The following is a 25,211-nucleotide window of genomic DNA, read 5'->3' as shown; positions in this document are numbered from 1 at the left end:
TTGCTGGGCTGTCCTTGACCTTCGTGGCGCTCTTGCGCGATGCCCGCGGGGTGACCAGGCTTGGCGCGTGACCGAATTCGACTATGACCTGATCGTCATCGGGTCGGGCCCGGGCGGGCAGAAGGCGGCGATCGCCGCCGCGAAACTGGGCAAGCGGGTGGCCGTCGTCGACCGGCAGGACATGGTCGGTGGCGTCTGCGTCAACACCGGCACGATCCCGTCGAAGACCTTGCGGGAGGCCGTGCTCTACCTGACGGGGATGAACCAGCGGGAGCTCTACGGCGCGAGCTACCGGGTCAAGCAGGACATCACGGTCGCGGACCTGCTCGCCCGCACGCGGCACGTCGTCGGCCGCGAGGTCCAGGTCGTCCGGGCGCAACTGCTGCGCAACCACATCGACCTGCTCATCGGCACCGGCCGGTTCCTCGACGAGCACACGGTCGCCGTCGAGGGCACGCACCGCGGCGACCGGCATGCGATCACCGGGGCGAAGATCGTGATCGCCACCGGAACCCGCCCGGCGCGCCCCAGCCAGGTGGACTTCGACGCCGCGCGGGTACTGGACTCCGACGAGATCCTGCAGCTGGAGGAGATCCCGTCCTCGCTGGTCGTGGTGGGCGCCGGGGTGATCGGCATCGAGTACGCGTCGATGTTCGCCGCGCTGGGCAGCCGGGTCACGGTCGTCGAGCAGCGGGAGCGGATGCTCGAGTTCTGCGATCCGGAGATCGTCGAATCGCTCAAGTTCCACCTGCGCGATCTCGCGGTCACCTTCCGGTTCGGCGAGAAGGTCGCGAACGTCGACGTCTCCGCCGACGCGACCGTGACGACGCTGGTCAGCGGCAAGCGCATGCCGGCCGACGCGGTGATGTACTCGGCGGGTCGCCAGGGCCTGACCGAGGACCTGGAGCTGGCGGCGGCGGGCCTGGAGGCGGACCACCGCGGTCGCCTGTCGGTTGACGAGCACTACCGGACCGGGGTCGAGCACATCTACGCGGTCGGCGACGTCATCGGTTTCCCGGCGCTCGCGGCGACCTCGATGGACCAGGGGCGGCTCGCGGCCTACCACGCGTTCGGTGAGCCGGCCGAGGAGCTGGGCGCGCTGCAGCCGATCGGGATCTACACCATCCCGGAGATCTCCTACGTCGGCGCGACCGAGGCGGAGCTGACCTCGTCCTCCGTACCGTACGAAGTCGGCACCGCGCGGTACCGCGAGCTGGCGCGCGGGCAGATCGCCGGCGACTCCTACGGCATGCTCAAGCTGCTGGTGTCCACAACGGACCGCAAGCTCCTCGGCGTGCACGTGTTCGGCACCGGGGCGACCGACCTCGTCCACATCGGACAGGCGGTGATGGGCTGCGGCGGCACGGTCGACTACCTCGTCGACGCGGTGTTCAACTACCCGACGCTGTCCGAGGCGTACAAGGTCGCCGCGCTCGACGCGACGAACAAGATCCGCGCACTGGACCGGTTCACCACCTGATGGCGGTTCTGATCGACATCGACGGCGTGCTCACGCTCTCGTGGCGGCCGTTACCCGGGGCGGTCGAGGCGCTGCGCCGCCTGCGTGAAGACGGTCAGGACTTCGCGTTGCTGACCAACACGACGTCGCGGACGCGGGCGTCGATCGCGGCGGTACTGGTGGACGGCGGGTTTCCGGTCGGGACCGAGGACATCTTCACCGCGCCGGTGCTCACCGGGCGGTACCTGCGCGCCCACTATCCGGACGCGCGGTGCTTCCTGCTCAACAGCGGGGATATCGCGGACGATCTGGACGGCGTGAGGCTCGTCGAGGACGAACCGGAGGTGGTGGTCGTCGGCGGCGCCGGGCCCGAGTTCGGCTACCCGGAGCTCAACCGCGTGTTCGGTTTCCTGCAGGCGGGCGCGAAGCTCGTCGCGATGCATCGCAATCTGTACTGGCGCACCGACGCGGGTCTCCAACTGGACACCGGGGCGTTCCTGCTGGGACTGGAACGCGCGGCGGGTGTCGAGGCCGAGATCGTGGGCAAACCCGCGGAGGCGTTCTTCGTCTCGGCGCTGGCGGCGCTGGACGCGTCCCCGGCCGGATCGTTCATGATCGGCGACGACATCGAGGCGGACGTCCTCGCCGCCCAGGCATGCGGCCTGACCGGGGTGCTGGTCCGCACGGGGAAGTACCGGCCGGAGACCGACACCGGCGAAGCCGACCACGTTGTCGGCGGGTTCGGGGACGTGCCGGAACTGATCAGACGGTCACCGCGGAGTTGATCTCCTCACGCAGCCCGTCCGGCCCGAGTACCGAGAGGGCCCACAGGGAGCTCAGCGTGCGCATCCCGTCCTTGCCGGTGAGTTCGGGCGGCGGCGGGTACCGGACGGTCAGCCCGCGTGCGGCGAACGGGGCTTCGTCGAGGTAGCGCGCCCCACCGCGGCCACACAGGTACGTGCCGGCGCGGACCGCGCGGGTCAGGTCCGCCAGGCGCGCGGAGCGTTCGTCGCCGGCGTGCAGTTCGCTGCTGCGCACGACCTCGCCACGCCAGCCGAGCCGCGCCAGCACTGCCCGGGTGGACACTTCGGCGACGTCGGCGACCCGGTCGGTCAGCTCCAGGGCGGCGAGCACCTCTTCGACGGCGTCCCGGGTGCTCGCCCAGTACGGGCCTTGACGGTAGTACTGGTGCACCAGGCGCGAGACGCGGCGCCGGCTGCCGCCGGGGTCGGCGAGCAGCAGTTCGCGGATCCGGCTTTCACGCCCGCGCGGGCGGTGCACGGGCACCGTCAGCCAGCGCTGCACCGCGGGGTCGCCCAGCGGGGCCAGGCGGGCACGGTGCTGGTAGTCGCGGGCATTGAACTGGACATCGTCCAGCACCACCCACACATCGGCCTGAAAAAGCTTCGCGACAGTCGTCAAACGGGGAAAGAAATTCGGTTGATGGACGGCACAGGATCTCGGGTCGGTATCGGCCACGGCCGCTATTCGATCACAGCATGCGGCTGGAGAATCCGGCGGCCACCAGTCGCTGATAGGCGGCGCGCACGGGTGGGGGAACATCCTGGAAAATCGCGAATCCCTGACCGGGATACTCGATGATCCGTTGCAGATCGCCGATCATCATGTCGATCAGTTCCGTGCCGTGGTCACCGGCCTGCCGGTACTCGGTGAGCGACAGCGGGACGGAGGCGCAGACAGGCTCGACCTCCGGCCACACCTTGCGAGTCGTGGCGTAGGCGCGCCGCTCCATATAGGGCATCGACACGAGCATCACCGGATCGGCGGAAATCCCGGCCCCGCACAGGATTTCACGCGAAAGGGTGATGTTCTCGCCGGTGTTCGTCGCCTGCGGCTCGACGAGGATCGCCTCGTCCGGGACGCCGAGTTCGAGTGCCCGCTCGCGGTAGTGCACGCCCTCGCCACGCGGGAACATGTCGAACGTTTCGCGGCTGTTGGCCCCGCTGAAAACGACGACCGGGAAAAGGCCGCGATGATAAAGCTCCGCCGCGTACGCGGCGACGGTCAGATCGTGACAACCGAGGACCACGGCCGCGCCGCATTTCTTCGGCCGGTGACCCAGCCGGTGATAACGCCAGATGATCTCCGCGTCCGCCCAGGTGTCCGCGAGCAGTTCTTTCCGCATCCGGTCCGGTACCGATCTCACGCCTGCCGCTCGAACGCGCGGCGGATCCCGTCGATGCTCCGCAATTGATGCAGCAGCCCGTATTTGGTGGAAATGCGGGCACAGCGGTCGAGAATCGTCAGGCCGCCCGCGGCGGTCGCGCGGTCGGACAGCAGGATGTGCGCGTGCGCGGTGTCCAGGCGCACCTTCTGCAGCGGGGTGTCGTTGACCCGGTGGTTCAGCGCGACGTCGATCGCGTGCCCCGCGGCGCTCAGGTCGCCGGCCCCGCGGTGGGCGAGCGCGAGTTTCTGGTGGGCGATCGACCAGTCCTCGGGCTCCTCCATCGTCTCGAAGTCCTGGATGGCGGGCACGATATGCCGGGTCGCGGGCTCGTTGAACCCGCGCTTGCTCAGCGCCGTGCCGATCCACAGGCGGGCCCGGGTGCGGTCGTGGTCGCTCAGGCGCTCGTCCGCGGTGAGCGACTCGTAGTGCCGGGCGGCGGTCTCCAGCCGGCCCGCCATCTCCTCCAGCACGACGAGCTTCAGTTCGATCTGCGCGACCCGGCGCGGGGTGCCCAGTTCGGTGAACACGCGCAGCGCCTTGCGGTAGGTGTGCTCGGCCGAGGCCGGGCCGTGGATGACGCCCTGGTCCTGCAGCACCTCGCCGAGCAGGCGCAGCGACCGGCCGTAGAGGTGCATCCCGCGGGTGTCGTTGCTGTTGGGGTGGAAGCGGCGCAGCCAGCGGTCGAGCAGGGTGCGGGCGAGCGGGAACTCCTGGCGGCCGAGGCAGGCCAGCGTCCGGTCGAGATCATCGGCCCAGGCGTCGTAGTCGTACCCGGTCACGGGCGCCACGGCGCCTTCGTCCGGCTGCCGCAGCAGCATCTCGAACCGGTTGCGCGCGTCGGCGCCGGCGCGGGAGAGCGCCGTGTCGAGGATCGCCTGGGTGTCCGGCCTCGGCACCGTGCTCGCGCCCCCGGACTCCCATTTCGCCACGGTTCTGGCGGCGACCCCCAGGTAGGAGGCGAAGGAGCGGACCGACAGGCGCAGCGCGTGCCTCAGCAGCCGCGCCTCGCGCCCACTCCAGTGGTGGGCGGTGGCGGCGACCTGGCTGGTGTCCCCGGTGACCACTCGATGAGGTTAACCGGCGAAGGGCGCCGCAAGTGCACCGTAAGTGCAACAGCAGTTCGTTTCCGTGACGAATTCCTTCGTTCAGCCTAGAGGCAGGCACTCGTCGTCGGGTTGAGTCTTTGTCCCGGGCCGAGATCCGGCGCCGGGTGCCGTTCCACCGCCGCGGGGACCGCGCAGGGGCGGTCCCCGCCTCCTCACCTCGCCGAGATCTACATTCAGGACGGTGAGTTCTACAGTGGCCGGTCCGGCTCAGTGGGGCAGGCCCTCGACCGGAGCCGCCGCCGTGCCGAGTGTCGACCGGGTGATCTCCTCGACCTGCTTCTGCGCCCGCGCGGGATCCTCGACCCAGGTGCGGTAGAAGTCGAACGGGCACTCGGCCACTCCCTTGTCCCCGTCGCCGGAGTGGAAGACGCCCGTGTAGCCGCGGTGCAGCAGCTTGAACAAGTGGTTCTGCGACTGCCAGTTCGCCCGCGCGTCGCGGATCAGCGGCAGCGACAGTTCGGCGTACTGGATCCCGTTCTCCTCGGTGCCGCATTCGCCGAGCGTCCGGCCGTCGAACCCGACGATCGCCGAATGCCCGAAGTAGGAGTAGACCCCGTCGAAACCGCTCGCGTTCGCCACCGCGACGTAGGTGTTGTTCATCCACGCCATCGCCTTCGCGACGAGGACCTGCTGCTCCTTCGCCGGGTACATGTAGCCCTGGCAGCGCACCACCAGTTCCGCCCCGGCCATCGTGCAGTCGCGCCAGATCTCCGGGTAGTTCCCGTCGTCGCACACGATGAGGCTCATCTTGATCCCTTTGGGACCGTCGCTGACATACGTCCGGTCCCCCGGATACCAGCCCTCGATCGGCACCCACGGCAGGATCTTCCGGTACTTCTGCACGATCTCACCCTGGTCGTCGATCAGCACGAGCGTGTTGTACGGATGCTTGTCCGGATGGTTCTCGTGCCGCTCGCCGGTCAGCGAGAACACGCCCCACACGCCCGCGTCCCGGCAGGCCGCCGAGAAGATCTCGGTCTCCGGGCCGGGGATCTCGGACGCGGTGTCGAACATCTCCTGCCGGTCGTACATGATCCCGTGCGTCGAGTACTCGGGGAACACGATCAGGTCGAGCCCGGGCAGCCCGGTCTTGATCCCGCGCACCATCTCGGCGATGTTCCGGCAGTTCGCCAGCACCTCGCCCGTCGTGTGCAGGCGGGGCATCTTGTAGTTGACCACGGCGACGCCGACGGCGGTGTCACTGGAGCTGATGTCTCCGTGTCGCATCTGGACAGTCTCCTTAGGACGGAGTGATGGGTGTTTCGAAGATGGCGGTGGGGATCGCGAGCGTGCAGCAGGCGTTCGGCACGTCGACGATGCCGCTGATCCGGCCCTCGATGGGCGCGCAGGACATCAGCAGGTACGCCTGTTCCGGGGTGAAGCCGAACTTCTGCAGGTAGGAGATCGCGTTCAGGCAGGCGTTGCGGTAGGCGAGGTTCGTGTCGAGGTAGTGCTGTTCCCCGTTCTCGTCCACCGAGATGCCCTCGAAGACGAGGTACTCGCTGTAGTGCGGCTCGACGGGGCCGGGCTTGAAGATCGGGTTCGTGATCGCGTAGCGCTCGACGCCGCCCTTGATCACCTCGGCCTTGAGGTCGATCCAGCCGGCCATCTCGATCGCCCCGCAGAACGAGATCTCCCCGTCGCCCTGGGAGAAGTGCAGATCGCCGACCGACAGGTTGCCGCCTGGCACGTACACCGGCAGGTACAACCGCGAACCGCGGGAGAGGTTCTTGATGTCGCAGTTCCCGCCGTGCTCACGCGGCGGCACCGTGCGCGCGCCCTCGGCGGCGATCCGCGCGTAGTCGGGCGAACCCGACGAGACCTGCCCGAGCAGCGCGTTGTCGCTCACCGGCGGGTTCGCCAGCGGCGGCACGCGATCCGGCGCCGTGTCGATCAGCGCCTGCTCCCGGGCGTTCCACTTCGCGAGCAGTTCGTGCGAGGGCGCGCAGCCGATCAGCCCTGGATGGGTGATCCCGGCGAAGCGCACCCCCGGGATATGCCGCGAAGTCGCGTAGATGCCCGAGAAGTCCCAGATCGCCTTGGCGGCTTCGGGGAACACGTCGGTGAGGAACCCGCCGCCGTTCTCCCGCGCGAAGATCCCGGTGAAGCCCCATTCCATGTCCGGCAGGGTGCCGATGTCCAGGATGTCGACGACGAGCAGGTCGCCCGGCTCCGCGCCACGTACGGCGACGGGACCGCTGAGCACGTGCGCGACCGACAGGTCGACGTCGCGGACGTCGGAGGGATCGTCGTTGTTCTTGATCTGCCCGTCGAGCCAGTCGAGGCATTCCAGCCGGAACACCTCACCGGGCTCGACGGTGTCGATCGCCGGGATCTCCGGATGCCACCGGTTGTGCCCGGGCACGGCCTGGTCGAACCGGGTCACCGACAGGTCGACCGGGCTGAGGATCTTGGGCACTGCGGGTCTCCGTTCAGTGTGCGACGGCGGGCATGCCGAGGTCGACCGGTTTCTTGCAGGCGTCGTGACAGTCGCTTTCGAGGCTGCAGCACAGCGAACACACCGCGCCCGAATGGAACGGGCAGCCCACGATGTCGGGACGCTCGAACGTCTCCGCGCACACCGTGCACTCCGATTCCTTACCGGACAGGGCACCGTCGACGAACAGCGGCTCCTCCTGGTCGTCGGTGCGGGCGATGTAGTACTTGCCCTTGGTCACCAGCGCGGTGATGGGGGAGAGCACGAACGCCAGCACCAGCGCGATGAACGGGGAGAATGCCTGCGCGGTCTCGCCGAACAGCCCGAAGAACGCCATGATCGACACGACCGAGGCCACGAGCATCGAGCCGAAGCCCACCGGGTTGAAGTTGTACAGGTGCGCCCGCTTGAACTCGATGTAGGAGGGGCTGAGCTTGAGCGGTTTGTTGATCACCAGATCCGCGGTGACCGCGCCGATCCAGGCGATCGCGACGTTGGAGTAGAAGCCGAGCACGGAGTTGAGGAAGCCGAACACGCCGAACTCCATCAGCGCCAGGGAGACCCCGACGTTGAGGAAGATCCACACGACGCGACCGGGATGCTTGTGCAGCAGCCGGGAGAAGAAGTTCGACCACGACAGCGAACCCGAGTACGCGTTCGTGACGTTGATCTTGACCTGCGACAGGATGACGAAGAACGTCGCGATCGTGAGCGCGAGCCAGGGTGGCATGAATGTCTTGAACCCCGCGAGGAACTGCTCGATCGGCTCACCGGCCTTGACCAGGCCGACGTCGCTGGCGACGTAGAAGGCCAGGAACGCGCCGCCCAGCTGCTTGAAGGCGCCGAGGATGACCCAGCCGGGCCCGGCCGCGAGTACCGCGGTCCACCAGCGCTTCGAGTTCTCGGGCGTCCTGTCGGGCATGAACCGCAGGTAGTCGACCTGTTCGCCGATCTGCGCGATGAGCGAGAGCGCGACGCCGGCACCGAGTCCGACCCCGAGCAGGCTGATCGACGAACCGGTGGTGGAGTTGCCCGCGAAGGACGTCCATTCGGCGTACTTGCCGGGATCGATGAAGGCGATCGAGACGAACGGGGCGAACATCAGCACGAGCCAGATCGGCTGGGTCCACACCTGCAGTTTCGACAGCGCCGTCATGCCGAAGATCACCAGCGGGATGATCACCAGCGAGGCGATGAGATAGCCGGCCGCCAGCGGGATGTGCAGGCCCAGTTCGAAGGCCTGCGCCATGATGGAGCCTTCGAGCGCGAAGAAGATGAACGTGAAGCTCGCGTAGATCAGCGAGGTCAGCGTCGAACCCAGGTACCCGAACCCGGCGCCGCGGGTCAGCAGGTCCATGTCGATAGCGTATTTCGCCGAGTAGTAGGAAATCGGCACCCCGGTCAGGAAGATCACCAGCGCGGCGACCAGGATGGCGGTGACTGCGCTGGCGAACCCGTGCGTGATGGCGATGGAACCGCCGATCGCGAAGTCGGCGAGATAGGCGATCCCGCCGAGTGCGGTCGTGGCGACCACATACGGCGTCCACTTGCGAAAAGATCGTGGCGCATAGCGCAGTGAGTAGTCTTCCAGCGTGCTGTTTCGCGTCCATTTGTTATAGGTGCGCGAGGAACCGGCGGGCGTAACCGGTGCGGTCACCGGCGGGGAGTCGAGCGCTTCGGACATCGGGAAACCTCGTGGTCGGGGAGGACGGAACCGTGTCCGCTCGTCGTTGAGCGAGGTGTTGGGCGCGCATCGGCCGAATGCGAAGTACTTTCCTAGGAAATTAAGTGACCGCGCGGGGAAGTGTCAACGCGACCGGTGTTAAAGCTGTGTGACGACGGTGAAATCCATCGCGTCGGCCTCGGCCAGGTAGATCCGCTGCGCGACGTGCCCGCCTTCCAGGCGCAAGCGACCGCGAGGTCCCTCGTACGACACGGAATCCGCGACTCCGGCGATCGCTGCGGTCTCGACCGAACAGGCCGCTTCGATCAGCGCGGCCAGCAGCCTTACACCCTCGTAACATGACTCGCCGAGGTTGCCGACCGCCGGCGCGGTGACGCCGTACCGGCGCGCGTACCGGCCGGCGAAGTCCAGGCTCTCCTCGGTGGCAAGGGTTTCGAAGTACCCGGAGGTCGCATACAGCCGGCGCGTGCCCTCGGCGCCGGTGGCCAGCAGCATGTTCTCGTCCATCAACGTGGTCAGGCGCAGGCAGTCCCGGTCGAACCCGGCCTCGGCGAAGGAACGGTTGAACCGCACGGCGTCGTCCCCGACGAGCAGCATCAGCACCGCGTCGGGCGCCGCGCGCTCGATCATGCGCAGTACGGGACGGAAGTCTTCGGTGCCCAGCGGGACGTAGGCTTCCGTCTCGATGCGGCAGCCGAGCACGCGGGCGTAGCCGCGCGCGTACTTCGCCGTGTGGCGCGGCCAGACGTAGTCGTTGCCGACCAGGCACCACCGGCGCGCGCCGTATTCTCGCGCCAGCACGCTCATCCCGGGCAGCAGTTGCGCGGACGGGGTCTCGCCGGTGACGAACACACCAGGCGTGCGCTCGCCGCCTTCGTACAAGGCGGTGTAGACATACGGCACCCGCCCGGCCACGCGGGGGACGAGAGCCTGCCGGACGGCCGAGGTGTGCCAGCCGGTGACGGCCTGGATCTCCCCGGTCGCGATGAGCCTGCCGACCTCGGCCGCCACCCGGGCGGGCGGGGCGCCACCGTCCACGGGCACCAGCCGGACCTCACGGCCGAGCAGCCCGCCCGCGGCGTTGATCTCCTCGACCGCGAGTTGCGCGCACAACTCGCACGAGGGGCCGAAAACGCCGCCGGGGCCGTGCAGAGGGAAAACGAGACCGATCGCGAGCGCCGTACCGGTCACGGGCGCCTCCGGGGCTGGTTAACTGGGCAAGGACCGAACGTAGACCGAGGAGGAGTTTCAGGCAATGCGCCCTCACCGACCGCCTCGGAGTCTCACGCATCTGGTCAGCCAGGTGGAGCACCGGCTCACCGCGCGGCTGCGCGCGGCGCTGGAACCGGACGGTGCGTCGATCGAGGAATGGCGTGTGCTCGATCTCCTCTCGGATGCCGAGGGGCACACGATGAGCGAGCTGGCCGAGTACGCGCTGCTGCTCGCGCCGACGCTGACGAAGCTCGTCGACAGGCTGGTTTCGGACAATCTCGTGTACCGCCGCGCGGACGCCGAAGACCGCCGCCGCGTCCGCGCGTACCTCACGCCCCGCGGGCAGGATCGCTACCTGCTGCTGCGGCGCCGGGTCGCCGCGCACGAGGCGGAGCTCGCCGGCAGCGGTGCGCTCGCGGGCCAGCTCTCGGACCTGTGCGATTCCCTCGACGAGCGTCCCCGGACCACCGCGCGGTAGGTTGACCGGTCCATTGCGGATTCCATGCGGCGCCGGGGTTTTGGCGGCATTACCATGGGACACGTGAGTTCTGCGACGACCGCCGCGCCGGTGCGCAACGCCTTCCGTGAGCAGCAGCGGCGCGAGGCACATGAACGCTATCTTCTTTGCGCCCGCACGGTTTTCGAGCGGCTCGGGTACCACGGAGCGACCGTCGCGGACATCGTCGAAGCGGCCAACGGCAGCCGCGCGACCTTCTACGCGCACTTTCGCGACAAGGCGGACATCGCGGCCTGCCTGTTCGAGCGCGCGCTCCCGGCCGGTGCCGCGATGTACCACCGGGTCGCGGAATTTCCCGAACTGACCCGGGAACACATGCGCGCCTGGCTCGGCGAGCAGGTGCTCGGATTCTGGGCGCAGTACCGTGTCGAAGTCGAGGCGGTCAATCACGCGATGGGGGCGGATCCCGCCGTCGCGGCCCGGCATTACCACTGGATCGCCGAAGCCGTGCGCCTCGCGGAGTGGCCGGGTACCGGCGAGCGGGTCGGGCTGACCCGCGCGACGCTGCTGGTGCTGCAGCTGGAACGGCTGTGTTACCACTGGCTCGTCCGTGGCGTCGAGCACGATCGCGAGCTGATGCTGGACATCCTGGCAGATGTGTGGTTCCGCGAGCTGACGTTGTTGCGCGAGGGTGCCCCGCGGTGATCATTCTGGACGGTGGCCTGGCGACGGAACTCGAAGCCCGTGGCCATGACCTGTCCGACGCGCTGTGGTCGGCGCGGCTGCTCGCCGACGATCCGGCGGCGATCGTCGCCGCGCACGAGGCGTTCTTCCGCGCGGGAGCCCGGATCGCGACCACGGCGAGCTACCAGGCGAGCTTCGAAGGGTTCGCGGCGCGCGGGCTCGATGCCCGCCAGACCGCGGCGCTGTTGCGCAGAAGTGTCGAACTGGCAAGGAAAGCGGGCGCCGTCACCGGTGGCCGGCGCTGGGTCGCCGCGTCGGTCGGCCCGTACGGCGCGGCACTCGCGGACGGCTCGGAATACCGCGGCCGGTACGGGCTGAGCGTGGCCCGGCTGACGGCGTTCCACCAGCCGCGAGCCGAGGCGCTCGCCGAAGCGGAGCCGGATGTGCTGGCGCTGGAGACGGTGCCGGACGTCGACGAGGCGGTCGCGATGCTCGCGGCGATCGAGGGCCTCGGGCTTCCGGCCTGGCTGTCTTACACGATCGAGGGGGACCGGACCCGCGCCGGGCAGCCGATCGAGGAGGCGTTCGCGGTCGCCGCGGGCCGGGACGAGGTGGTCGCGGTCGGCGTCAACTGCTGCGACCCGGACGACGCCGCGCGGGCCGTCACGGTGGCGCGGGAGGTCAGCGGCAAGCCCGTGATCGCGTACCCGAACAGTGGCGAAGAGTGGGACGCCCGGGCGCGCCGATGGTCCGGCCGGGCGAGATTCAGCCCCGATCGGGTTGCGGGGGCTGACCTGGCTGGCGGCTGCTGCCGGGTAGAGCCGGCGGCAATCGCCACCCTGGCCGCCACCCAGGTGGGTGAATCTCCTGGTCACCGACCGTCAGGTGGTACCGGCGGTCCGGCGGATTCTTTCGCTCAATCGGTCGGTAAGTGAAGTCCGAGGTACGCAACGCTCCACACCGCGGCATATCGCAGTAGAATCGCTCACCTCGGTGACTGAAGATCAGTCACCGATAGGTGGAGAGCACCTGGAGGAGGCGTACCGGAAGTGGCCTCGCCTACCGAAGCACCTGGCCGCGGCGGTGCTGATGGCACCATGACGAGATACCCGAGCATCGCCCGCGTCAACGACTGCTGGCTCGAGGGTCACAACCACGGCCCGGACGACGTCGAGTACGCCGGGCGGATCGAGCTGTGCGCACCGCACATCCCGTACCTCGTCCGCGCCTCGCGTGCGCTCACCGGGCGGATGATCCGCTACCTGGTCGAACACGGCGTCCGCCAGTTCATCGACCTCGGTTCGGGTATCCCGACTCAGCGTCACGTGCACGAGGTCGCGCAGGAGCTGAACGCCGGATGCCGTGTCGTGTATGTCGACCTGGATCCCGGTGTGGTCGCCGACGGGCGCGCCATCCTCTCCGATAACGACAACGCGGTCTACCTGCACGCCGACGTCCGCGACCGGGACGCGGTGCTCGGTGACGCCCGCACGCGCGCACTCATCGACTTCACCGAACCGGTCGCACTGCTCGCCATCGAGACGCTGCTGTACCTGCCCGACTCCGACGATCCCGGCGGACTCGTCGCCTCGTACCTGGCCGCGCTGCCCAGCGGCAGCTACCTCGGTATGTCGCACTGTGGCGAGAACTCGCAGCTGAGCGAAGGGCTCGACATGTTCAGCCGGATGTTCGGGCAGCCACCGGTCGTCACCCTGCGGGAGCGTGACGAGCTCGAACGGTACTTCGGTGACGCGGAGGTGGTCGAGCCCGGCGTCGTCCCGGTGCTCCTGTGGCATCCGCTCACCGAGGAGGAGCTGGGCCGCAACCCCGAGCTTGCGCACATGTACGCCGGACTCGGCCGCAAGGCCTAGGCGACAAGCGGTACCACCGCGATCATGACCTCGCCGAGCGTGGCCACCGGTAGCGTGCGCCTGAGCATGGGGCCCGCGCGTGGTGGTCTTCCCCGCAGCGTCGGCCGCAGTTGTGCCAGCGCCAGCCCGAGGAACGCGGCATGCGCCGCGACGCCGAGCAGACCCCACACCCCGTAACGCCACCACAGTCCCCAGCCCGTCAGCAGCAGTCCGGCGAGCAGGATCGCGCAGGCGAGCACCAAGGCGCGGGCCTGCCCGTAGCGCACCGTCGGCGTGCCGACCCCGGTCGCGGTGTCGGCGTCGTAGTCCGGTATGGCCCACCACACCGTGCGCCCGGTGGACAGCACGGCGACCCCGGCGGCGATCGGCCAGATCGGTGTCGCGACGGCGGAGGTCACGGCCGTGTACCCGAGCAGGCAGGGCAGCCCGACCGAGGCGGCCCCGAAGGCGGCCGAACCCACCAGCCCGTGCCGTTTGAGGCGCGCGGGCTCGAGGTTGTACATCAGCTGCGCGATGATGATCGCCTCGGCCACCGTGAGCGGCCACCACCGTCCCCAGCCGATCCCGATCGCGAGGACCGCGACCACAGCGGCGACCATCTCGGCGCCGGCCCAGCGCAACGCGCGTGCACTGCCGAATCGCCCGGCCGCGCCGGCGAGGTATCGCTTGTCCGCGTGCGCCTCGTCGGTCGCCATGTCGACGGCGACATTCAGCGCGAGCGGGGCCACGATGAGCAGAAGCGCGGCGGCGATCGCCAGGAGGGCGGGTGCATCGAGTAACCGGCGCGGATCGGGGTCGGCAAACAGGCACCCCCAAATGGAGTAGCACAGGTAATTGATGGGCAACGGAAACTGCAAACGGTGTACGACGGCGAAATCCTGCCATGTCGATCGCGTGGTCAATCGCGGCAAGACATCACCTTCATTCGCAGTTTCGGCGATGGCGCCATCGCGTGCCCGCGCAATTGCGGGACGCCCGCCCGCGGATTCACGCAGCGAATTTCGCGGCGGCGCAGGAGCGCGGCCACGAGCATGCGGACCTCGAGTTGTCCGAGCTGGCTGCCCAGGCAGTACCGGATCCCGCCCCCGAACGGGAAGTACCGGTCCGCGGGAACACGGCCGTGCAGGAACCGGTCCGGGTCGAATCGGTGCGGGTCCGGAAAGGACTCCGCGCGATGGTGGGCGAGGTAGATGCTCGGGGTGAGCACGGTCCCGGCCGGAAGTTCCCCACCGGCGTGCGGGCATCCCGTTGGCAGCACACGGTTTCCGGCAGCCGGAACTGGAGGGGTTATCCGCAGCGTCTCCTGCACCACCGCGTTCAGCAGCGGAACGAGTTCGGCGTCGAAGCCGTCTTCGCCCGTGGTGGTGAGCTCGGCGCGGAGGCCGTCACGTATGGACTCGTTGCGGTCCAGCCAGAACAGCGCCCACGCCGCCGTCGACGCCGTGGTCTCGTGTCCTGCGAACAGTAGCGAGACGAGCTGGTCCCGCAGTTCGCCGTCGTCGATGTCGGCGAACGGACCGCCTGGGGCCAGCAGCCGCCCCGCGAGTGTCGTGGGGTCCTCGCGGGCCGCTGTCCGTGCACTGTGGACAAACCGATCCGCGACTTCATTGTCCAGCAATGGAAGTCGGCTGCGGAGGTAGCGGTAGGCGAGCGTGCGGTAGCGCGAACCGAGCGCCCGGTCCATCCAATGGGCGAACGGCGCCAGCAAGTCGCTTTGCGCGCGCCCGAACACGATCGAGGCCATCACGCGCAGCGCGACTTGCCGGGTCCAGTCGGCGATCCGGAGTTCGTCGCCCGGCCGCAACTGGTCGATCGCCGTGCCCACCGTCTCCGCGATCGTGCCGTGGTAGGCCCGCAGGTTCCGGCCGCGCAGCGGTGCGCCGAGCACGCGGCGGTACTGCGCGTGACGCGATCCTTCCTGCCACAGCAGGGAACGCGGACCCAGCAGGGGACGGAACGACCGGCTGCCGGGATGTCCGAGGTGCTGATCGGCGTGGAAGAGTTCGGCGACGGCTTCCGGCGCCCACACGAGGTACCGCTGCTGCGGCTCCGCGCTCTGCCGCAGCACTCCTGCCGGCAGGTCGGCATGCGCGTCGAGGAAGGGCAGCGTGCGGAAGGCGAGTTCGAATTCCGTCCGGTTCATCACGCCGTCCGCCCCGCGCGTTCGGCGTGTGACCGGGCGAGACGGGCGGCGACGCGCGGATTGGTCCCGGCGACGTGCAACGCGGCGATGGTCTCGGCGCGCACGATGCGGCCCGGGGTGTACAGGTCCTTGTCGTGCCACAGCGGCGGGGAGGGTGCGTCACCGGCTTCGAGCAGGTACGAGCAGCCCCGGGCCGCCGCCTGCTCGATCGCAGCGTCCGGACGGATGCCTTTGGCGCGCAACAGGATCTGCACGGCGAAGGCGGTTTCCTCCGTCGTACCGTCCCAGAAGCCCCAGGCACCGTTGGCATGCTGGGTCTCGAGCACCCAGCGCACCGCCTTGCGTTCCGCCGCCGTGCTTTCACCGCAGCCGGCGAGCGCGACGACGCAGGTCGCAGTGGCGTAGTACGGCGAGGCATGCCATTTGTCGGTCCAGCTGCCGTCGGCGTGCTGCTGGCCGCACAACCATTCCGTGAGCCCCAGCATCGTGTCGGCCGTGCGGCGATCACCGCGCGGGTACGCCGCGAGCGCCTGCAGGACGTGCGCGTTGGTCGTCACCGAAGGCGTGCGCTCCTCCGGGAAGGTGCTGAAGTGCTCGTCCACCTGGTACTCCCACAGGGAATCCAGGGGATACGGCATGCCGAGGTTCGCCAGCGCGTGCAGCGCGGTCGACGTGTCGTCGGCGTCGGGCGGCAGACCCGCGCCACCGGCCACCCCGGACTCCCCGAAGGCCGACCGCAGACCTTCGACGAGCTCGAACGGGACCGCCACGGGCAGGCCGACGTCGGTGAACGTGGTGAGCACCCACGCGCGTTCGAACACGTCCAGCGGCGCGGCGACCGGAACCGGACCGCCGTGACGAGCCTGAACCTGTTCCAGGTACCGCACGCCCGGATGCGGATTCCCTCGCCGCGCCCCGGTTCCGAACCAGGCCGCGGTCGCGGCGGGGGAGCAACCGACGCCGAACCGGCCCGCTCGCACGAAGGAAGCGCCCTGCGCGAGAGGACCGAGCATTTCCAGCGAGTGCCAGAGCTTTTCGGGCAGCACCGCACCGTGTTCGACCGCCTCACGCAGGTGCACCAGGAGTTCGGGATAGGTGCCGCCGGGGCAGGGTAGCCGCTTGCCGTCACGCCAGATCTCCAATCCTGGCAACGGTTTCGTCTCGAGTGCGGCGAGGTGGGTGTTGAGCGCGGACACCAGCCACGGCACGAGGAGCTCGATCGCCACGGTGTCCGGCAGCGACACTTCGCCGCCAAGCTTCGCGAACAGCGCCTCCAGTCCTCGGTGTACGGCCGTGCCCACCCGCGTGTCCGCCGTCCGGGACAGCTCGGTGAACAGGGCTTCGGTCGCCGACAGCGTCGGTAGCAGGGCATACTCCCCGGGCCCGCCCCAGCTTCCGTCACTTCCCTGTTCGTGGAGGAGGAAGCGAATTCTGCCTTCGTGGCCCTGCAGGAGGGGCGCCAGCGCGGCCACCCGGCCCGTTTCGTAGAGTGATGCGGAGAAATCCCCGAAGGAATCCGTTGCCATCCCGGCGAGGAGTCGCTGGGCCTGATTCGCCAAATTCATCGTGCACCCCCCGGAAATCGCGGCGGCGCACATAGGCGGGTTCCGCCGCGGACTCGCGGCCGCTGTGACAGGGAGACACCCAAAGTATCATCACAACGCGCCGACAAGTGCGGGTTTCGTCCTTCCGGCCCAGCGTTTTGGTTCAGTAGGGGGGTTGCCCGGCCGCTGCCCGTCGCGGGATGAATTCGCCCCCACGCTACGTTCATTCTGAAGAAGGACAGCTTGACCCGACGCAGGAGGCTATGGTGTTCGACCCCGAGGAGCTCTACGAGGTGGACTCGGAGCTTCCCGAACTGTCCGGCGCGGTGCTGCTGCACCAGCTGGACGGGTTCGTGGACGCCGGCATGGCGGGCCAGACCGTCACCGAGCATCTCGAGTCCCAGTTCGAGCACACCGTGGCCGCCCGGTTCGACGTGGACCGCCTGGTCGACTACCGGGCCCGCCGCCCGATGATGACGTTCGCCGCCGACCACTGGGAGACCTTCGAGGCACCCGAACTGGTCGTGCGCCTGTTCCACGACGAAGCGGGCACGCCGTTCCTGCTGCTCACCGGTCCGGAGCCGGATCACGAATGGGAGCGGTACGCCGTGGCGGTGCGCAGCCTCGTGGACCGCTGGCACGTGCGGATGGTGGTGAACTTCCACGGGATCCCGATGGGCGCCCCGCACACCCGGCCGCTCGGGGTGACCGCGCACGCGACCCGGCGGGAGCTGATCGGGGACTACCGGCCCGTGTTCAACCAGCTGCAGGTGCCCGGCAGCGCGGCCTCGCTGGTGGAGTTCCGGCTCGGGGAGTCCAGCCACGACGCGGTGGGATTCGCCGCCCACGTGCCGCACTACCTCGCGCAGTCGCGGTATCCGGCCGCCGGGCTGACGCTGCTGGGCTCGGTCTCGCGGACCACCGGCCTGTCGATCCCGGACGAGGCCCTGGTGTCTTCGGCCCGGCGCACCGACGCCGAGATCGAGCGCCAGGTCGCCGAATCCGACGAGGTCGCGGAGGTGGTACGCGCGCTCGAGCGGCAGTACGACACGTTCGCCGAGGCGATGGACCGCAAGAACCTGCTGGCCGATGAGGTCGCCCAGATGCCGACCGCCGAGGAGCTGGGCGCCGAGTTCGAACGCTTCCTCGCCGAACAACAAGACCGCGGCGAGTAACCCCTCGACGTTCGGGGGTGCGGCAGGCTAGTGCGCCAGGGCTGCGCGGAGGGCGGAGACGCGGTTCACCGCGGCGGTGAAGTCGTTCTGGTCCAGTTGGCCCGACTGCACGGCGGCCACGAGTGCGTTCGCGGCGTCATCGCCTTGGGTCGCGTCGCGGGCCGAGCACAGGATCAGGTCCATCCCCGCAGCGGCGGCCGCCACCGCGCGCTGGCCCGTGTTGCCCTGCAGCGCCCCGGCTTCGAGCGCGTCGGTGATCGTCACGCCGGTGAAGCCCAGCCGCTGCCGCAGCTCCTGGCGCACCACCACCGGCGACAGCCCCGCCGGACGGTCCGGGTCGAGCGCCGGATAGGTCGCCCAGGACACCATGACGAGCTTGACCCCGGCGGAGAACGCGGCGGCGTACGGCGCTTCGTCGACATCCCGGAGCGTCTGCAGCGGCACGTCCAGGGTCACCGGCGCGGCGTCGGTGTTCTGGCTGGCGGTCGCCGCGCCGAGCCCGGGGAAGTGCTTCGCCGTCGCCGCGACGCCCGCCTGCTGCTGTGCGCCGATGAACGCCTTGCCCAGTTGCCCGGCCAGTGCCGGGTCCTTGCTGTACGAGCGGCCGTAGCGGTCCAGGAAGTCACCGTCGGCGCGGTACACACCGAGCACCGGCGCGAGGTTGACGTTCATCCCGACCCCGGCGAGGTTCTGCCCGGCACCGGTCCCGGCGCCGGTCGCGGCGGCGACGGGATCGGCCGCCGCGGCGACCTGCTTCTCCGACAGCACCGGCTCGCCCGGCAGCCGCCGGACCTGGCCGCCCTCCTGGTCGGTCATCAGCAGCAACGGCGCCTTCACCGGGCTCTGCGCGTTCGCGTCCTCGAGCTGGGCGATCACGCCCGAAATCTGCGCGGTGTCCGAGATGTTCTCGCCGAAGAAGATCACCCCGGCCGCCTCGCCGGCGCGAATGCGGTCGAGCAGGCTCTGCGGCGGGGTCAGCCCGGAATACGAGTAGATGACGCGCTGGCCCGCTTGCTGCCGCGGCGAAAGCCCGTCCTCGGTGTGGGAGCCGGCCAGGGCGAACACCCCGCCCAGCGCGATGGCGAGCGCGACCTGCAGTGACCGGCCGGGAATTCGCATGAGGGCCCCCTCGTGGATCGGCGCCCGTCACCCTACTCCGGCGACCCGGCCTGGGCGAGCGCGCGGTCCGGACCACTTCGCGCCCACACGTACCCGGGCCGGCCCCGGGGCGAATGCCGTTGCCAGCCAAGGGAAGGATCGCCGGTCTTCGCGAACGACAGCCACGCGCCGCGGAGCCTGCGGCCCAGTTCCGCCAGATCGTCCCATCCGGCGCCGGCGAGCATCGGGGCGCCGATCCAGGATTCCCGGTCTCCCAGCAGGAACGGCAACTCGACACAGTGGCAGGCACCGTAACCCGACGCCGGGGCGGACCAGTCGAACCGGTAGGTGAACACCCGCCCGCCCGCCGCGGCGAGCGCGTCGGCGAACCGCCGCGAGGGTGCGTCGAACATCCAGCGCGTGATGGCGTTCTTCGCCGCGGCTGCGACTGCGGGGCCGAACGGGAGCGCCTCGATCTGCGTGATTCCCGGTTTTCCGTTGAGGAACGCGTTCGTCTCGTGCCGCACCGTGCCGATGATGAGGTCCACCTCACGCGACTGGCGCACCGCGGCGGGCTGCCAGCCGGCGAGTGGGGGCAGCGGATCGGTTTCCGCGACCGGGCAGAACTGCGGCACCGAGTACAGCCCGCCGGGGCCGGCCGCGCGCGCGAGCGCCTTTTCCTGCGCGGCAAGGATTTCCTCGATACTCGCGGTGCGCGGGTCGGTGCCCAGCGCGGCGAGGAACAGCCGCGCGATCCGTTCCGCCCGCGCGGGTTTCGCGATCTTCATCGCCATCGGGGCGCTCTGCAGGATCGCGCGGCGGAACAGCCCGTCCGCCGCGGGCGCGGCCATCAGGCACGCGATCGAATGCGCGCCCGCCGACTGCCCGAACACCGTGACCTGGTCCGGATCTCCGCCGAACGCGGCGATGTTGTCCCGCACCCAGCGCAGCGCGGCGACCTGGTCGAGCAGCCCGAGGTTGCCGGGGGACAGGCCGTCGAGCTTGAGGTAGCCGAGCGCGCCGAGCCGGTAGTTCACGCCGACGAACACCACGTCGCCCTCGGTCACGAGCCGCTGCCCGTCATAGAAGTCGAGCGAGCCCGCGCCGGTGACGTAGGCGCCGCCCGGCAGCCAGACCAGCACCGGCCGTTTCCGCCCGTCGGCGGCGGGCGTGACGATTGTCAGGTTGAGGCAGTCTTCGCCCTGGGGCAGGCCCGCCGGGGGTTCGCCCATGACCGCCCCGATGCGAAACGGCGGTTGGGGGCTCATCGGGCCGTGCTCGGTCGCGTCCCGTACCCCGCTCCACGGCGGAACGGGCTCCGGCGGCGCGAACCGGTCCGCGCGGGCATAGGGCACACCGCGGAACACGGCCGGGCCGGACGCGGTGACCAGGCCCCGGAGCTCACCGCTGCTGGTCTTCACCACGCCACAACTCTAGATCGTCACGGGTTGACCGGGGGAGGGGCTGGGACCAGGCTGAAACCCTGCCAGCGGAGACGAGAGGCGGGGGTGTGCGATGACGAGCACGATCGAGGCGGGGACGGGTACCAGGCTCGACTACTCGGCGGGGTTCGGCAACGAACATCACAGCGAAGCCGTGCCGGGCGCGTTGCCCGAAGGCCGGAACTCACCGCAGCGCGCGCCGCTGGGGCTCTACGCCGAGCAGCACAGCGCGACCGCGTTCACCGAACCCCGCGGGGGAAACCGCCGCAGCTGGGTCTACCGGATCCGCCCGTCCGCGGCGCATCCGGCGTTCCGGCCGTACTCCGACGGCGCCGTGCGCAGCGCGCCGATCCTCGACGGCGTGGCGGATCCGAACCGCCTGCGCTGGAGCGCGCCGCCGCTGCCCGGTACACCGACGGACTTCGTCGACGGCCTGGCCACGGTGGGCGCCAACGGGAACGTGCTGCAGCGTGCCGGGATCGGCATCCACTGGTACCTGGCGACGAAGTCGATGGAGGACCGCTACTTCGTCGACGCGGACGGCGAGTTGCTGCTCGTGCCGCAGTTGGGCGGGCTGTTGCTGCACACCGAGTACGGCCGCCTGCGTGTCGACCCCGGCGAGGTCGCGGTGATCGGCCGGGGCGTGCGGTTCCGCGTCGCGCTGCTGGAAAGCCAGGCCCGCGGGTACGTGTGTGAGAACTACGGCCAGGCCTTCACCCTGCCCGAACTCGGCCCGATCGGCGCGAACGGGCTCGCCAACCCGCGCGACTTCCTCTATCCGGTGGCGGCGTTCGAGGACCGCGAAGAGACCGTGCAGGTCGTGCAGAAGTTCGGCGGCAGGCTGTGGGCGGCGGACTACGACCACTCGCCGCTGGACGTCGTGGCGTGGCACGGAAACCATGCCGCCTACAAGTACGACACGGCGCGGTTCAACGTGATGGGCACGGTCAGCTACGACCACCCCGACCCGTCGATCTACACGGTGCTGACCTCGCCGACCGACACCCCGGGCCAGGCGAACGCGGATTTCGTGATCTTCGCGCCGCGCTGGCTCGTCGGTGAGGACACCTTCCGCCCGCCGTGGTACCACCGCAACGTCATGAGCGAGTTCATGGGCCTGGTCAAGGGCGTCTACGACGCGAAGGCCGAGGGCTTCGTGCCCGGCGGGGCGAGCCTGCACAACATGTGGTCCGCGCACGGGCCCGACGCCGAGACGTTCGAGAAGGCGAGCACGCAGGAGCTGGTGCCGCAGAAGATCGACGACACGCTGGCGTTCATGTTCGAGACGCGCTGGCCCGTGGTGACCACGGAGCTCGCGCGCTCGGCCTCGTACCTGCAGCCCGACTACGACGCGGTCTGGCGCGGCGTCCGCCGCAACTTCACCGGCTGAGCGTTCAGGACGGACCCAGCACGGCCTCCGGGTGTCCGGCGCCGGGCCTGGGTTCCTTCAGCTCGACGAACAGCGCATGGGTCTCCGTCCGGCCGGCGTTGCGGCCCTGGTGCTCCTGCGCGTCCAGCCAGCGGACCTGCCCCGCCTCGAGCTCGACGGGCACCTCCCGGCCCTCGGCCGAGATCACCCGCTGGAACGACGACAGGGTCACCATGACGCTGTCCGGATGGCCGTGCAGATGCGTCATGTCTCCCGGTGCGTCGCGGTACTCGAGCACGCGCACGCGTTCGTTCTCCCATACGACCCGGTACAGCCGCGGGTCGGTCACCACTGGATCATTCATGGGACTACGATACCATGAAGGGATGCCAGTACCATATGAATCGACGGGGCGGACCCGGCAGAAGCAGCGCACTCGTGACGCGCTCGTCGAGGCCGCCCGGTCGCTGCTGGAGGGCGGGCAGACCCCGGCCGTGGAACAGGCGGCCGACGCGGCCGGCATTTCGCGCACCACGGCGTACCGGTACTTCCCGAACCAGCGGCAGTTGCTCCTGGCGGCGATCCCCGACATCGACCGGCCCAGCCTGCTCGGCGAGGAGGCGCCGGACGAGGCCGGCGCCCGGCTCGACCTGGTCATCGCCGGGCAGGTGGCGATCCTCCGCAGATGGGAACCGCAGCTTCGGGCCGCGCTGCGGCTTTCGCTGGATCAGGAACCGCGGACCCCGCGTGACGCCCGGCCGGTGCTGCGGCAGGGCAGGGCCATCGCCTGGATCGAAGACGCACTGGCGCCACTGGCGCGGACCCATCCGGCACTCGACCGCAGGCGGCTGGCCGTGGCCATTCGCGCGGGCTGCGGGATCGAGTCGTGGATCTGGATGGTCGACATCGCCGCGGTCTCACGGAAGGAGGCCGCGGCTCTCATGCGCGAGTCGGCGCAGGCGCTACTGGCCGCGGCTCTGGCGAGGCACGGCGAGTAGCGCTCGTTCAGACCTGGAGCAGGATGCGGTCGAGCGCGCCGAGGCGGCGCTGGGCATTGGCCAGGCTGTGCAGGATATGCGGATCGGCCTTGTCGATCAGCGTGGTGATGCCCTCCGCCGCGAGGTCCGGCCTGCCGCCGAGTTGCGGGTACGCCGCGAGGTCCAGCAGGGTCTGCTCGACCGTGGTCACCCAGCCGGCGCCGAACGTGCTGGTGTAGCGCTCGATCTTGAGCCGCCGCGCGTCCCGTCGTACGAAGGACACCGTGGCTTCGCGGTCGGTCAGGCGCAGGGTCGGCCGGTTGCGGGTGGTGGCGACCACGCCGACTCCGGGCGAGTCCTCGAACGCGCCGTGCACTCGCGCCGCCGACAGGCCCATCAGCGCGACCGAACGGGGCCCGTCGTCCGCCGCGGCTATGCCCCACGCCGCCGATTCGAGGTCCGGCAGCCAGGACCGGCCGATCCGGTCGCTGGCCACGAGCGCGTAGTAGCCGGGCGTGAGCCGGTGCAGCATTCCGGCGCCGGCGAGCCGGATCAGCCCCGGATGCAGCGGGGTGCCGTAGTCGTCCTCCTGCGCGGGCACCACCCGGACGGCGCGGCGCAGCAGCGCGGGCAGTACGTCTACCATCACTTCTCGTGTCATGTCCATCACCCTCGGTTGAGGGTACGGACCGGGCGGCGGGACTGACAAGGCACCGGATGGACGAACTTGTGGTCACTTCCCGCTGTCACATCAGGGTTTCTCACCACCCGGCCGGTCCACAGTGGAGTGGCGAGCCGGTCGGGGCCGGTCCGGGTGGCCCATCCGGATAGGGGCCTTTAGGCCCTAACCGGAAGCGGACCGGAAAAGCGATTCTCGACAGGAGGGCGTGCGTGGAATGGGAAGGGGTGTAAGGACGTGGAGATGACGGGATACGAACCCGGCACTCCGTGCTGGGTCGACCTGACCACACCGGACGTCGAGGGAGCGGCGCGGTTCTACGGCGAGCTGTTCGGCTGGGAGGTGATCGAAGGAGGCGAGGACGTCGGCGGCTACCGGATGTGCCACCTGCGCGGTAAGCCCGTGGCGGGCATGATGGCGCAGCAGCAGCCGGGCATGCCGCCGAGCTGGACGGGTTACGTGTCGGTCACCGACGCCGACGTCGCGACGAAGGCTGTCACCGCGGCCGGGGGACAGGTGCTCGTGGAGCCGATGGACGTCATGTCCGCGGGCCGGATGGCCGTCTTCGCCGACCCGGGCGGGGCGGTGTTCGGGGTGTGGCAGCCTGGCGAGTTCGCCGGGGCCGAACTGGTCAACGAGCACGGCACGCTGGGCTGGAACGAGCTCGCGACCCGGCATCTCGACGCCGCGAAAAGCTTCTACCAGGCGATTTTCGGCTGGCAGTCCGCCGATCAGCAGATGGGTGGCGAATACACGGTGTGGAGTGTCGGTGAGCGGCAGGTCGCCGGGATGATGGCGATGGACGAGAGCTGGCCGGCCGAGGTGCCGTCGTACTGGATCCCCTATTTCGTGGTGGACGACGCCGACGAGACGGTCGCCGCCGCCAGCCGGCTCGGCGGGAAGGTGACGGTGGCGCCGGTCGACATCCCGGTGGGCCGGTTCGCGGTACTGAGCGACCCGGCCGGGGCGGCCTTCTGCGTCATCAAGACGAACCCGATGCCCGCTTGACCGTGCACGGCGAGCTGACGAGCGGTCCGGTGCCGGTCCAGCCGGAATCCCGGCTGGACCGGCTCGCGCGCGACGCCGCCACCGGCGAACCGGAGCTCGTCGCCCGGCTGCTGGCGGAGGTCGCGCCGTTGGTGGTCCGGTACTGCCGGGCGCGGCTGGGCCGGCGCGGCACCTCGTATCACGAGGCGGACGAAGTCGCCGCGGAGGCGGGGCGGGCGGTGCTCGCGGCCGTGCCCCGTCATCGCGACGGCCCGTTCCTTCGGCTGCTGTACTCCGTCGTGACCACGACGGTCGACGAACTGGCGCCCGTCGACGGGCCCGCTGCCGATTCCGATCTCACGAGCCTACTGCCGACCTTGCCGCCGCTGGACCGTGACATCGTGCTGCTGCGGGTCGCGGCCGGGTTGTCGGCCGCCGACACCGCGGTGGTGCTGGGCCTGACGGTGAACCAGGTGCGGGTGGCGCAGCATCGTGCGCTGACGACACTGCGTTCCCTGCTGTGACGGCGTTGGTCCGGGGTGGAAGCCGGACTCGGGTGCGGTGAAAGCCGGACTCACCCGCGGTGAAAGCCGGACTCGCGGGGGTGTGGGGGGGGTTAGAGCCAAAGCCGTTCAGTTAGGTCGGCGGCGGTGTTGTCAAGATCGGCTGGATGTCGATGGTGGTGGTGGCTGGGCGGTT

Annotated in this window: 25 protein-coding genes; 11 read left to right on the top strand and 14 right to left on the bottom strand. The window is 69.7% G+C overall.

Features of this window, described 5'->3' with window-relative positions:
• Window positions 1-67 precede the first annotated feature (67 nt).
• Both sthA and FG385_RS25875 read left to right on the top strand, forming a co-directional pair.
• Window positions 68-1,480 carry a Si-specific NAD(P)(+) transhydrogenase gene (sthA, locus tag FG385_RS25880; RefSeq protein WP_139099405.1) on the top strand — a complete coding sequence of 471 codons (1,413 nt, stop codon included), beginning with the start codon at window positions 68-70 and terminating at the stop codon, window positions 1,478-1,480.
• Window positions 1,480-2,244, top strand: a complete 765-nt coding sequence (locus FG385_RS25875; protein WP_200834651.1) for an HAD-IIA family hydrolase — start codon at window positions 1,480-1,482, stop codon at window positions 2,242-2,244. Before sthA ends, FG385_RS25875 begins: the two co-directional genes overlap by 1 nt.
• Here the strand turns inward: FG385_RS25875 and FG385_RS25870 are convergent.
• The 7 genes from FG385_RS25870 to FG385_RS25840 form a co-directional block, all read right to left on the bottom strand.
• Window positions 2,222-3,022 carry a WbqC family protein gene (locus FG385_RS25870; RefSeq protein ID WP_139099403.1) on the bottom strand — a complete coding sequence of 267 codons (801 nt, stop codon included), beginning with the start codon at window positions 3,020-3,022 and terminating at the stop codon, window positions 2,222-2,224. The genes FG385_RS25875 and FG385_RS25870 overlap by 23 nt on opposite strands.
• Window positions 2,952-3,605, bottom strand: coding sequence for a YdcF family protein (locus FG385_RS25865; RefSeq protein ID WP_139099463.1), 654 nt, complete (start codon window positions 3,603-3,605; stop codon window positions 2,952-2,954). The genes FG385_RS25870 and FG385_RS25865 overlap by 71 nt, the downstream gene beginning before the upstream one ends.
• Window positions 3,606-3,622: 17 nt before the next feature.
• Window positions 3,623-4,711, bottom strand: a complete 1,089-nt coding sequence (locus FG385_RS25860; protein ID WP_139099402.1) for a helix-turn-helix domain-containing protein — start codon at window positions 4,709-4,711, stop codon at window positions 3,623-3,625.
• A gap of 249 nt (window positions 4,712-4,960) precedes the next feature.
• Window positions 4,961-5,980 (bottom strand): aliphatic amidase, encoded by a 1,020-nt coding sequence (locus FG385_RS25855; RefSeq protein ID WP_139099401.1) that lies wholly within the window; start codon window positions 5,978-5,980, stop codon window positions 4,961-4,963.
• Between the two features lie 13 nt (window positions 5,981-5,993).
• Complete coding sequence (fmdA, locus tag FG385_RS25850; RefSeq protein WP_139099400.1) at window positions 5,994-7,172, bottom strand: formamidase; 1,179 nt, start codon at window positions 7,170-7,172, stop codon at window positions 5,994-5,996.
• 13 nt (window positions 7,173-7,185) lie between these two features.
• Window positions 7,186-8,874 (bottom strand): purine-cytosine permease family protein, encoded by a 1,689-nt coding sequence (locus FG385_RS25845; RefSeq protein WP_139099399.1) that lies wholly within the window; start codon window positions 8,872-8,874, stop codon window positions 7,186-7,188.
• A gap of 138 nt (window positions 8,875-9,012) precedes the next feature.
• The gene (locus FG385_RS25840; protein ID WP_139099398.1) at window positions 9,013-10,065 is read right to left on the bottom strand and encodes a substrate-binding domain-containing protein; all 1,053 of its coding nucleotides are present in this window, start codon (window positions 10,063-10,065) and stop codon (window positions 9,013-9,015) included.
• A 64-nt stretch (window positions 10,066-10,129) separates the two neighbouring features.
• On the opposite strand from FG385_RS25840, the gene FG385_RS25835 reads away from it, so the two are divergent.
• From FG385_RS25835 to FG385_RS25820, 4 genes are all read left to right on the top strand, one after another.
• On the top strand, window positions 10,130-10,564 hold the full coding sequence (locus FG385_RS25835; RefSeq protein ID WP_139099397.1) for a MarR family winged helix-turn-helix transcriptional regulator: 435 nt from the start codon (window positions 10,130-10,132) through the stop codon (window positions 10,562-10,564).
• A gap of 63 nt (window positions 10,565-10,627) precedes the next feature.
• Complete coding sequence (locus FG385_RS25830) at window positions 10,628-11,248, top strand: TetR/AcrR family transcriptional regulator (protein WP_235022792.1); 621 nt, start codon at window positions 10,628-10,630, stop codon at window positions 11,246-11,248.
• Window positions 11,245-12,162, top strand: a complete 918-nt coding sequence (gene mmuM / locus FG385_RS25825; RefSeq protein WP_139099395.1) for a homocysteine S-methyltransferase — start codon at window positions 11,245-11,247, stop codon at window positions 12,160-12,162. Before FG385_RS25830 ends, mmuM begins: the two co-directional genes overlap by 4 nt.
• 162 nt (window positions 12,163-12,324) lie before the next feature.
• Complete coding sequence (locus FG385_RS25820; RefSeq protein ID WP_139099394.1) at window positions 12,325-13,098, top strand: SAM-dependent methyltransferase; 774 nt, start codon at window positions 12,325-12,327, stop codon at window positions 13,096-13,098.
• Here FG385_RS25820 and FG385_RS25815 read toward each other — a convergent pair.
• The 3 genes from FG385_RS25815 to FG385_RS25805 are packed head-to-tail and all read right to left on the bottom strand — an operon-like array spanning window position 13,095 to window position 16,806.
• Window positions 13,095-13,943 carry a UbiA family prenyltransferase gene (locus FG385_RS25815; RefSeq protein WP_160148880.1) on the bottom strand — a complete coding sequence of 283 codons (849 nt, stop codon included), beginning with the start codon at window positions 13,941-13,943 and terminating at the stop codon, window positions 13,095-13,097. The two genes, FG385_RS25820 and FG385_RS25815, sit on opposite strands and share 4 nt — an antisense overlap.
• Window positions 13,944-13,996: 53 nt before the next feature.
• On the bottom strand, window positions 13,997-15,241 hold the full coding sequence (locus FG385_RS25810) for a cytochrome P450 (protein ID WP_139099392.1): 1,245 nt from the start codon (window positions 15,239-15,241) through the stop codon (window positions 13,997-13,999).
• The gene (locus FG385_RS25805; protein WP_235022791.1) at window positions 15,241-16,806 is read right to left on the bottom strand and encodes a prenyltransferase/squalene oxidase repeat-containing protein; all 1,566 of its coding nucleotides are present in this window, start codon (window positions 16,804-16,806) and stop codon (window positions 15,241-15,243) included. Before FG385_RS25805 ends, FG385_RS25810 begins: the two co-directional genes overlap by 1 nt.
• Window positions 16,807-17,048: 242 nt before the next feature.
• On the opposite strand from FG385_RS25805, the gene FG385_RS25800 reads away from it, so the two are divergent.
• Window positions 17,049-17,960, top strand: a complete 912-nt coding sequence (locus FG385_RS25800; protein WP_139099390.1) for a proteasome assembly chaperone family protein — start codon at window positions 17,049-17,051, stop codon at window positions 17,958-17,960.
• 27 nt (window positions 17,961-17,987) lie between these two features.
• On the opposite strand, the gene FG385_RS25795 is transcribed toward FG385_RS25800, so the two are convergent.
• Together FG385_RS25795 and FG385_RS25790 are read right to left on the bottom strand one after the other, a co-directional pair.
• The gene (locus FG385_RS25795) at window positions 17,988-19,079 is read right to left on the bottom strand and encodes a glycoside hydrolase family 3 N-terminal domain-containing protein (protein ID WP_139099389.1); all 1,092 of its coding nucleotides are present in this window, start codon (window positions 19,077-19,079) and stop codon (window positions 17,988-17,990) included.
• Window positions 19,080-19,111: 32 nt separating this feature from the next.
• On the bottom strand, window positions 19,112-20,482 hold the full coding sequence (locus tag FG385_RS25790) for a carboxylesterase/lipase family protein (RefSeq protein WP_139099388.1): 1,371 nt from the start codon (window positions 20,480-20,482) through the stop codon (window positions 19,112-19,114).
• 91 nt (window positions 20,483-20,573) lie between these two features.
• Between FG385_RS25790 and hmgA the strand changes: the two genes are divergently transcribed.
• Window positions 20,574-21,890, top strand: a complete 1,317-nt coding sequence (gene hmgA / locus FG385_RS25785) for a homogentisate 1,2-dioxygenase (RefSeq protein WP_139099387.1) — start codon at window positions 20,574-20,576, stop codon at window positions 21,888-21,890.
• Window positions 21,891-21,894: 4 nt separating this feature from the next.
• On the opposite strand, the gene FG385_RS25780 is transcribed toward hmgA, so the two are convergent.
• Complete coding sequence (locus tag FG385_RS25780) at window positions 21,895-22,233, bottom strand: cupin domain-containing protein (protein WP_139099386.1); 339 nt, start codon at window positions 22,231-22,233, stop codon at window positions 21,895-21,897.
• A gap of 22 nt (window positions 22,234-22,255) precedes the next feature.
• Between FG385_RS25780 and FG385_RS25775 the strand changes: the two genes are divergently transcribed.
• A complete protein-coding gene (locus FG385_RS25775) occupies window positions 22,256-22,867 on the top strand; it encodes a TetR/AcrR family transcriptional regulator (protein ID WP_139099385.1) in 612 nt (203 codons plus the stop codon).
• A gap of 7 nt (window positions 22,868-22,874) precedes the next feature.
• Here FG385_RS25775 and FG385_RS25770 read toward each other — a convergent pair whose 3' ends face one another.
• Entirely contained in the window at window positions 22,875-23,507 is a 633-nt protein-coding gene (locus FG385_RS25770; protein WP_200834649.1) for a type IV toxin-antitoxin system AbiEi family antitoxin, read from the bottom strand.
• Between the two features lie 261 nt (window positions 23,508-23,768).
• Here FG385_RS25770 and FG385_RS25765 point away from each other — a divergent pair, with 261 nt between their 5' ends.
• Window positions 23,769-24,533: a VOC family protein gene (locus FG385_RS25765; protein ID WP_139099384.1), complete on the top strand. Its 765-nt coding sequence runs from the start codon at window positions 23,769-23,771 to the stop codon at window positions 24,531-24,533.
• Between the two features lie 2 nt (window positions 24,534-24,535).
• The gene (locus FG385_RS25760; RefSeq protein ID WP_235022799.1) at window positions 24,536-25,036 is read left to right on the top strand and encodes a sigma factor-like helix-turn-helix DNA-binding protein; all 501 of its coding nucleotides are present in this window, start codon (window positions 24,536-24,538) and stop codon (window positions 25,034-25,036) included.
• Window positions 25,037-25,211 lie beyond the last annotated feature (175 nt).

Source organism: Amycolatopsis alkalitolerans (genome assembly GCF_006152065.1).
Taxonomy (GTDB): Bacteria; Actinomycetota; Actinomycetes; order Mycobacteriales; family Pseudonocardiaceae; genus Amycolatopsis_E; species Amycolatopsis_E alkalitolerans.
This window is presented reverse-complemented; position numbering and strand designations above follow the sequence as displayed.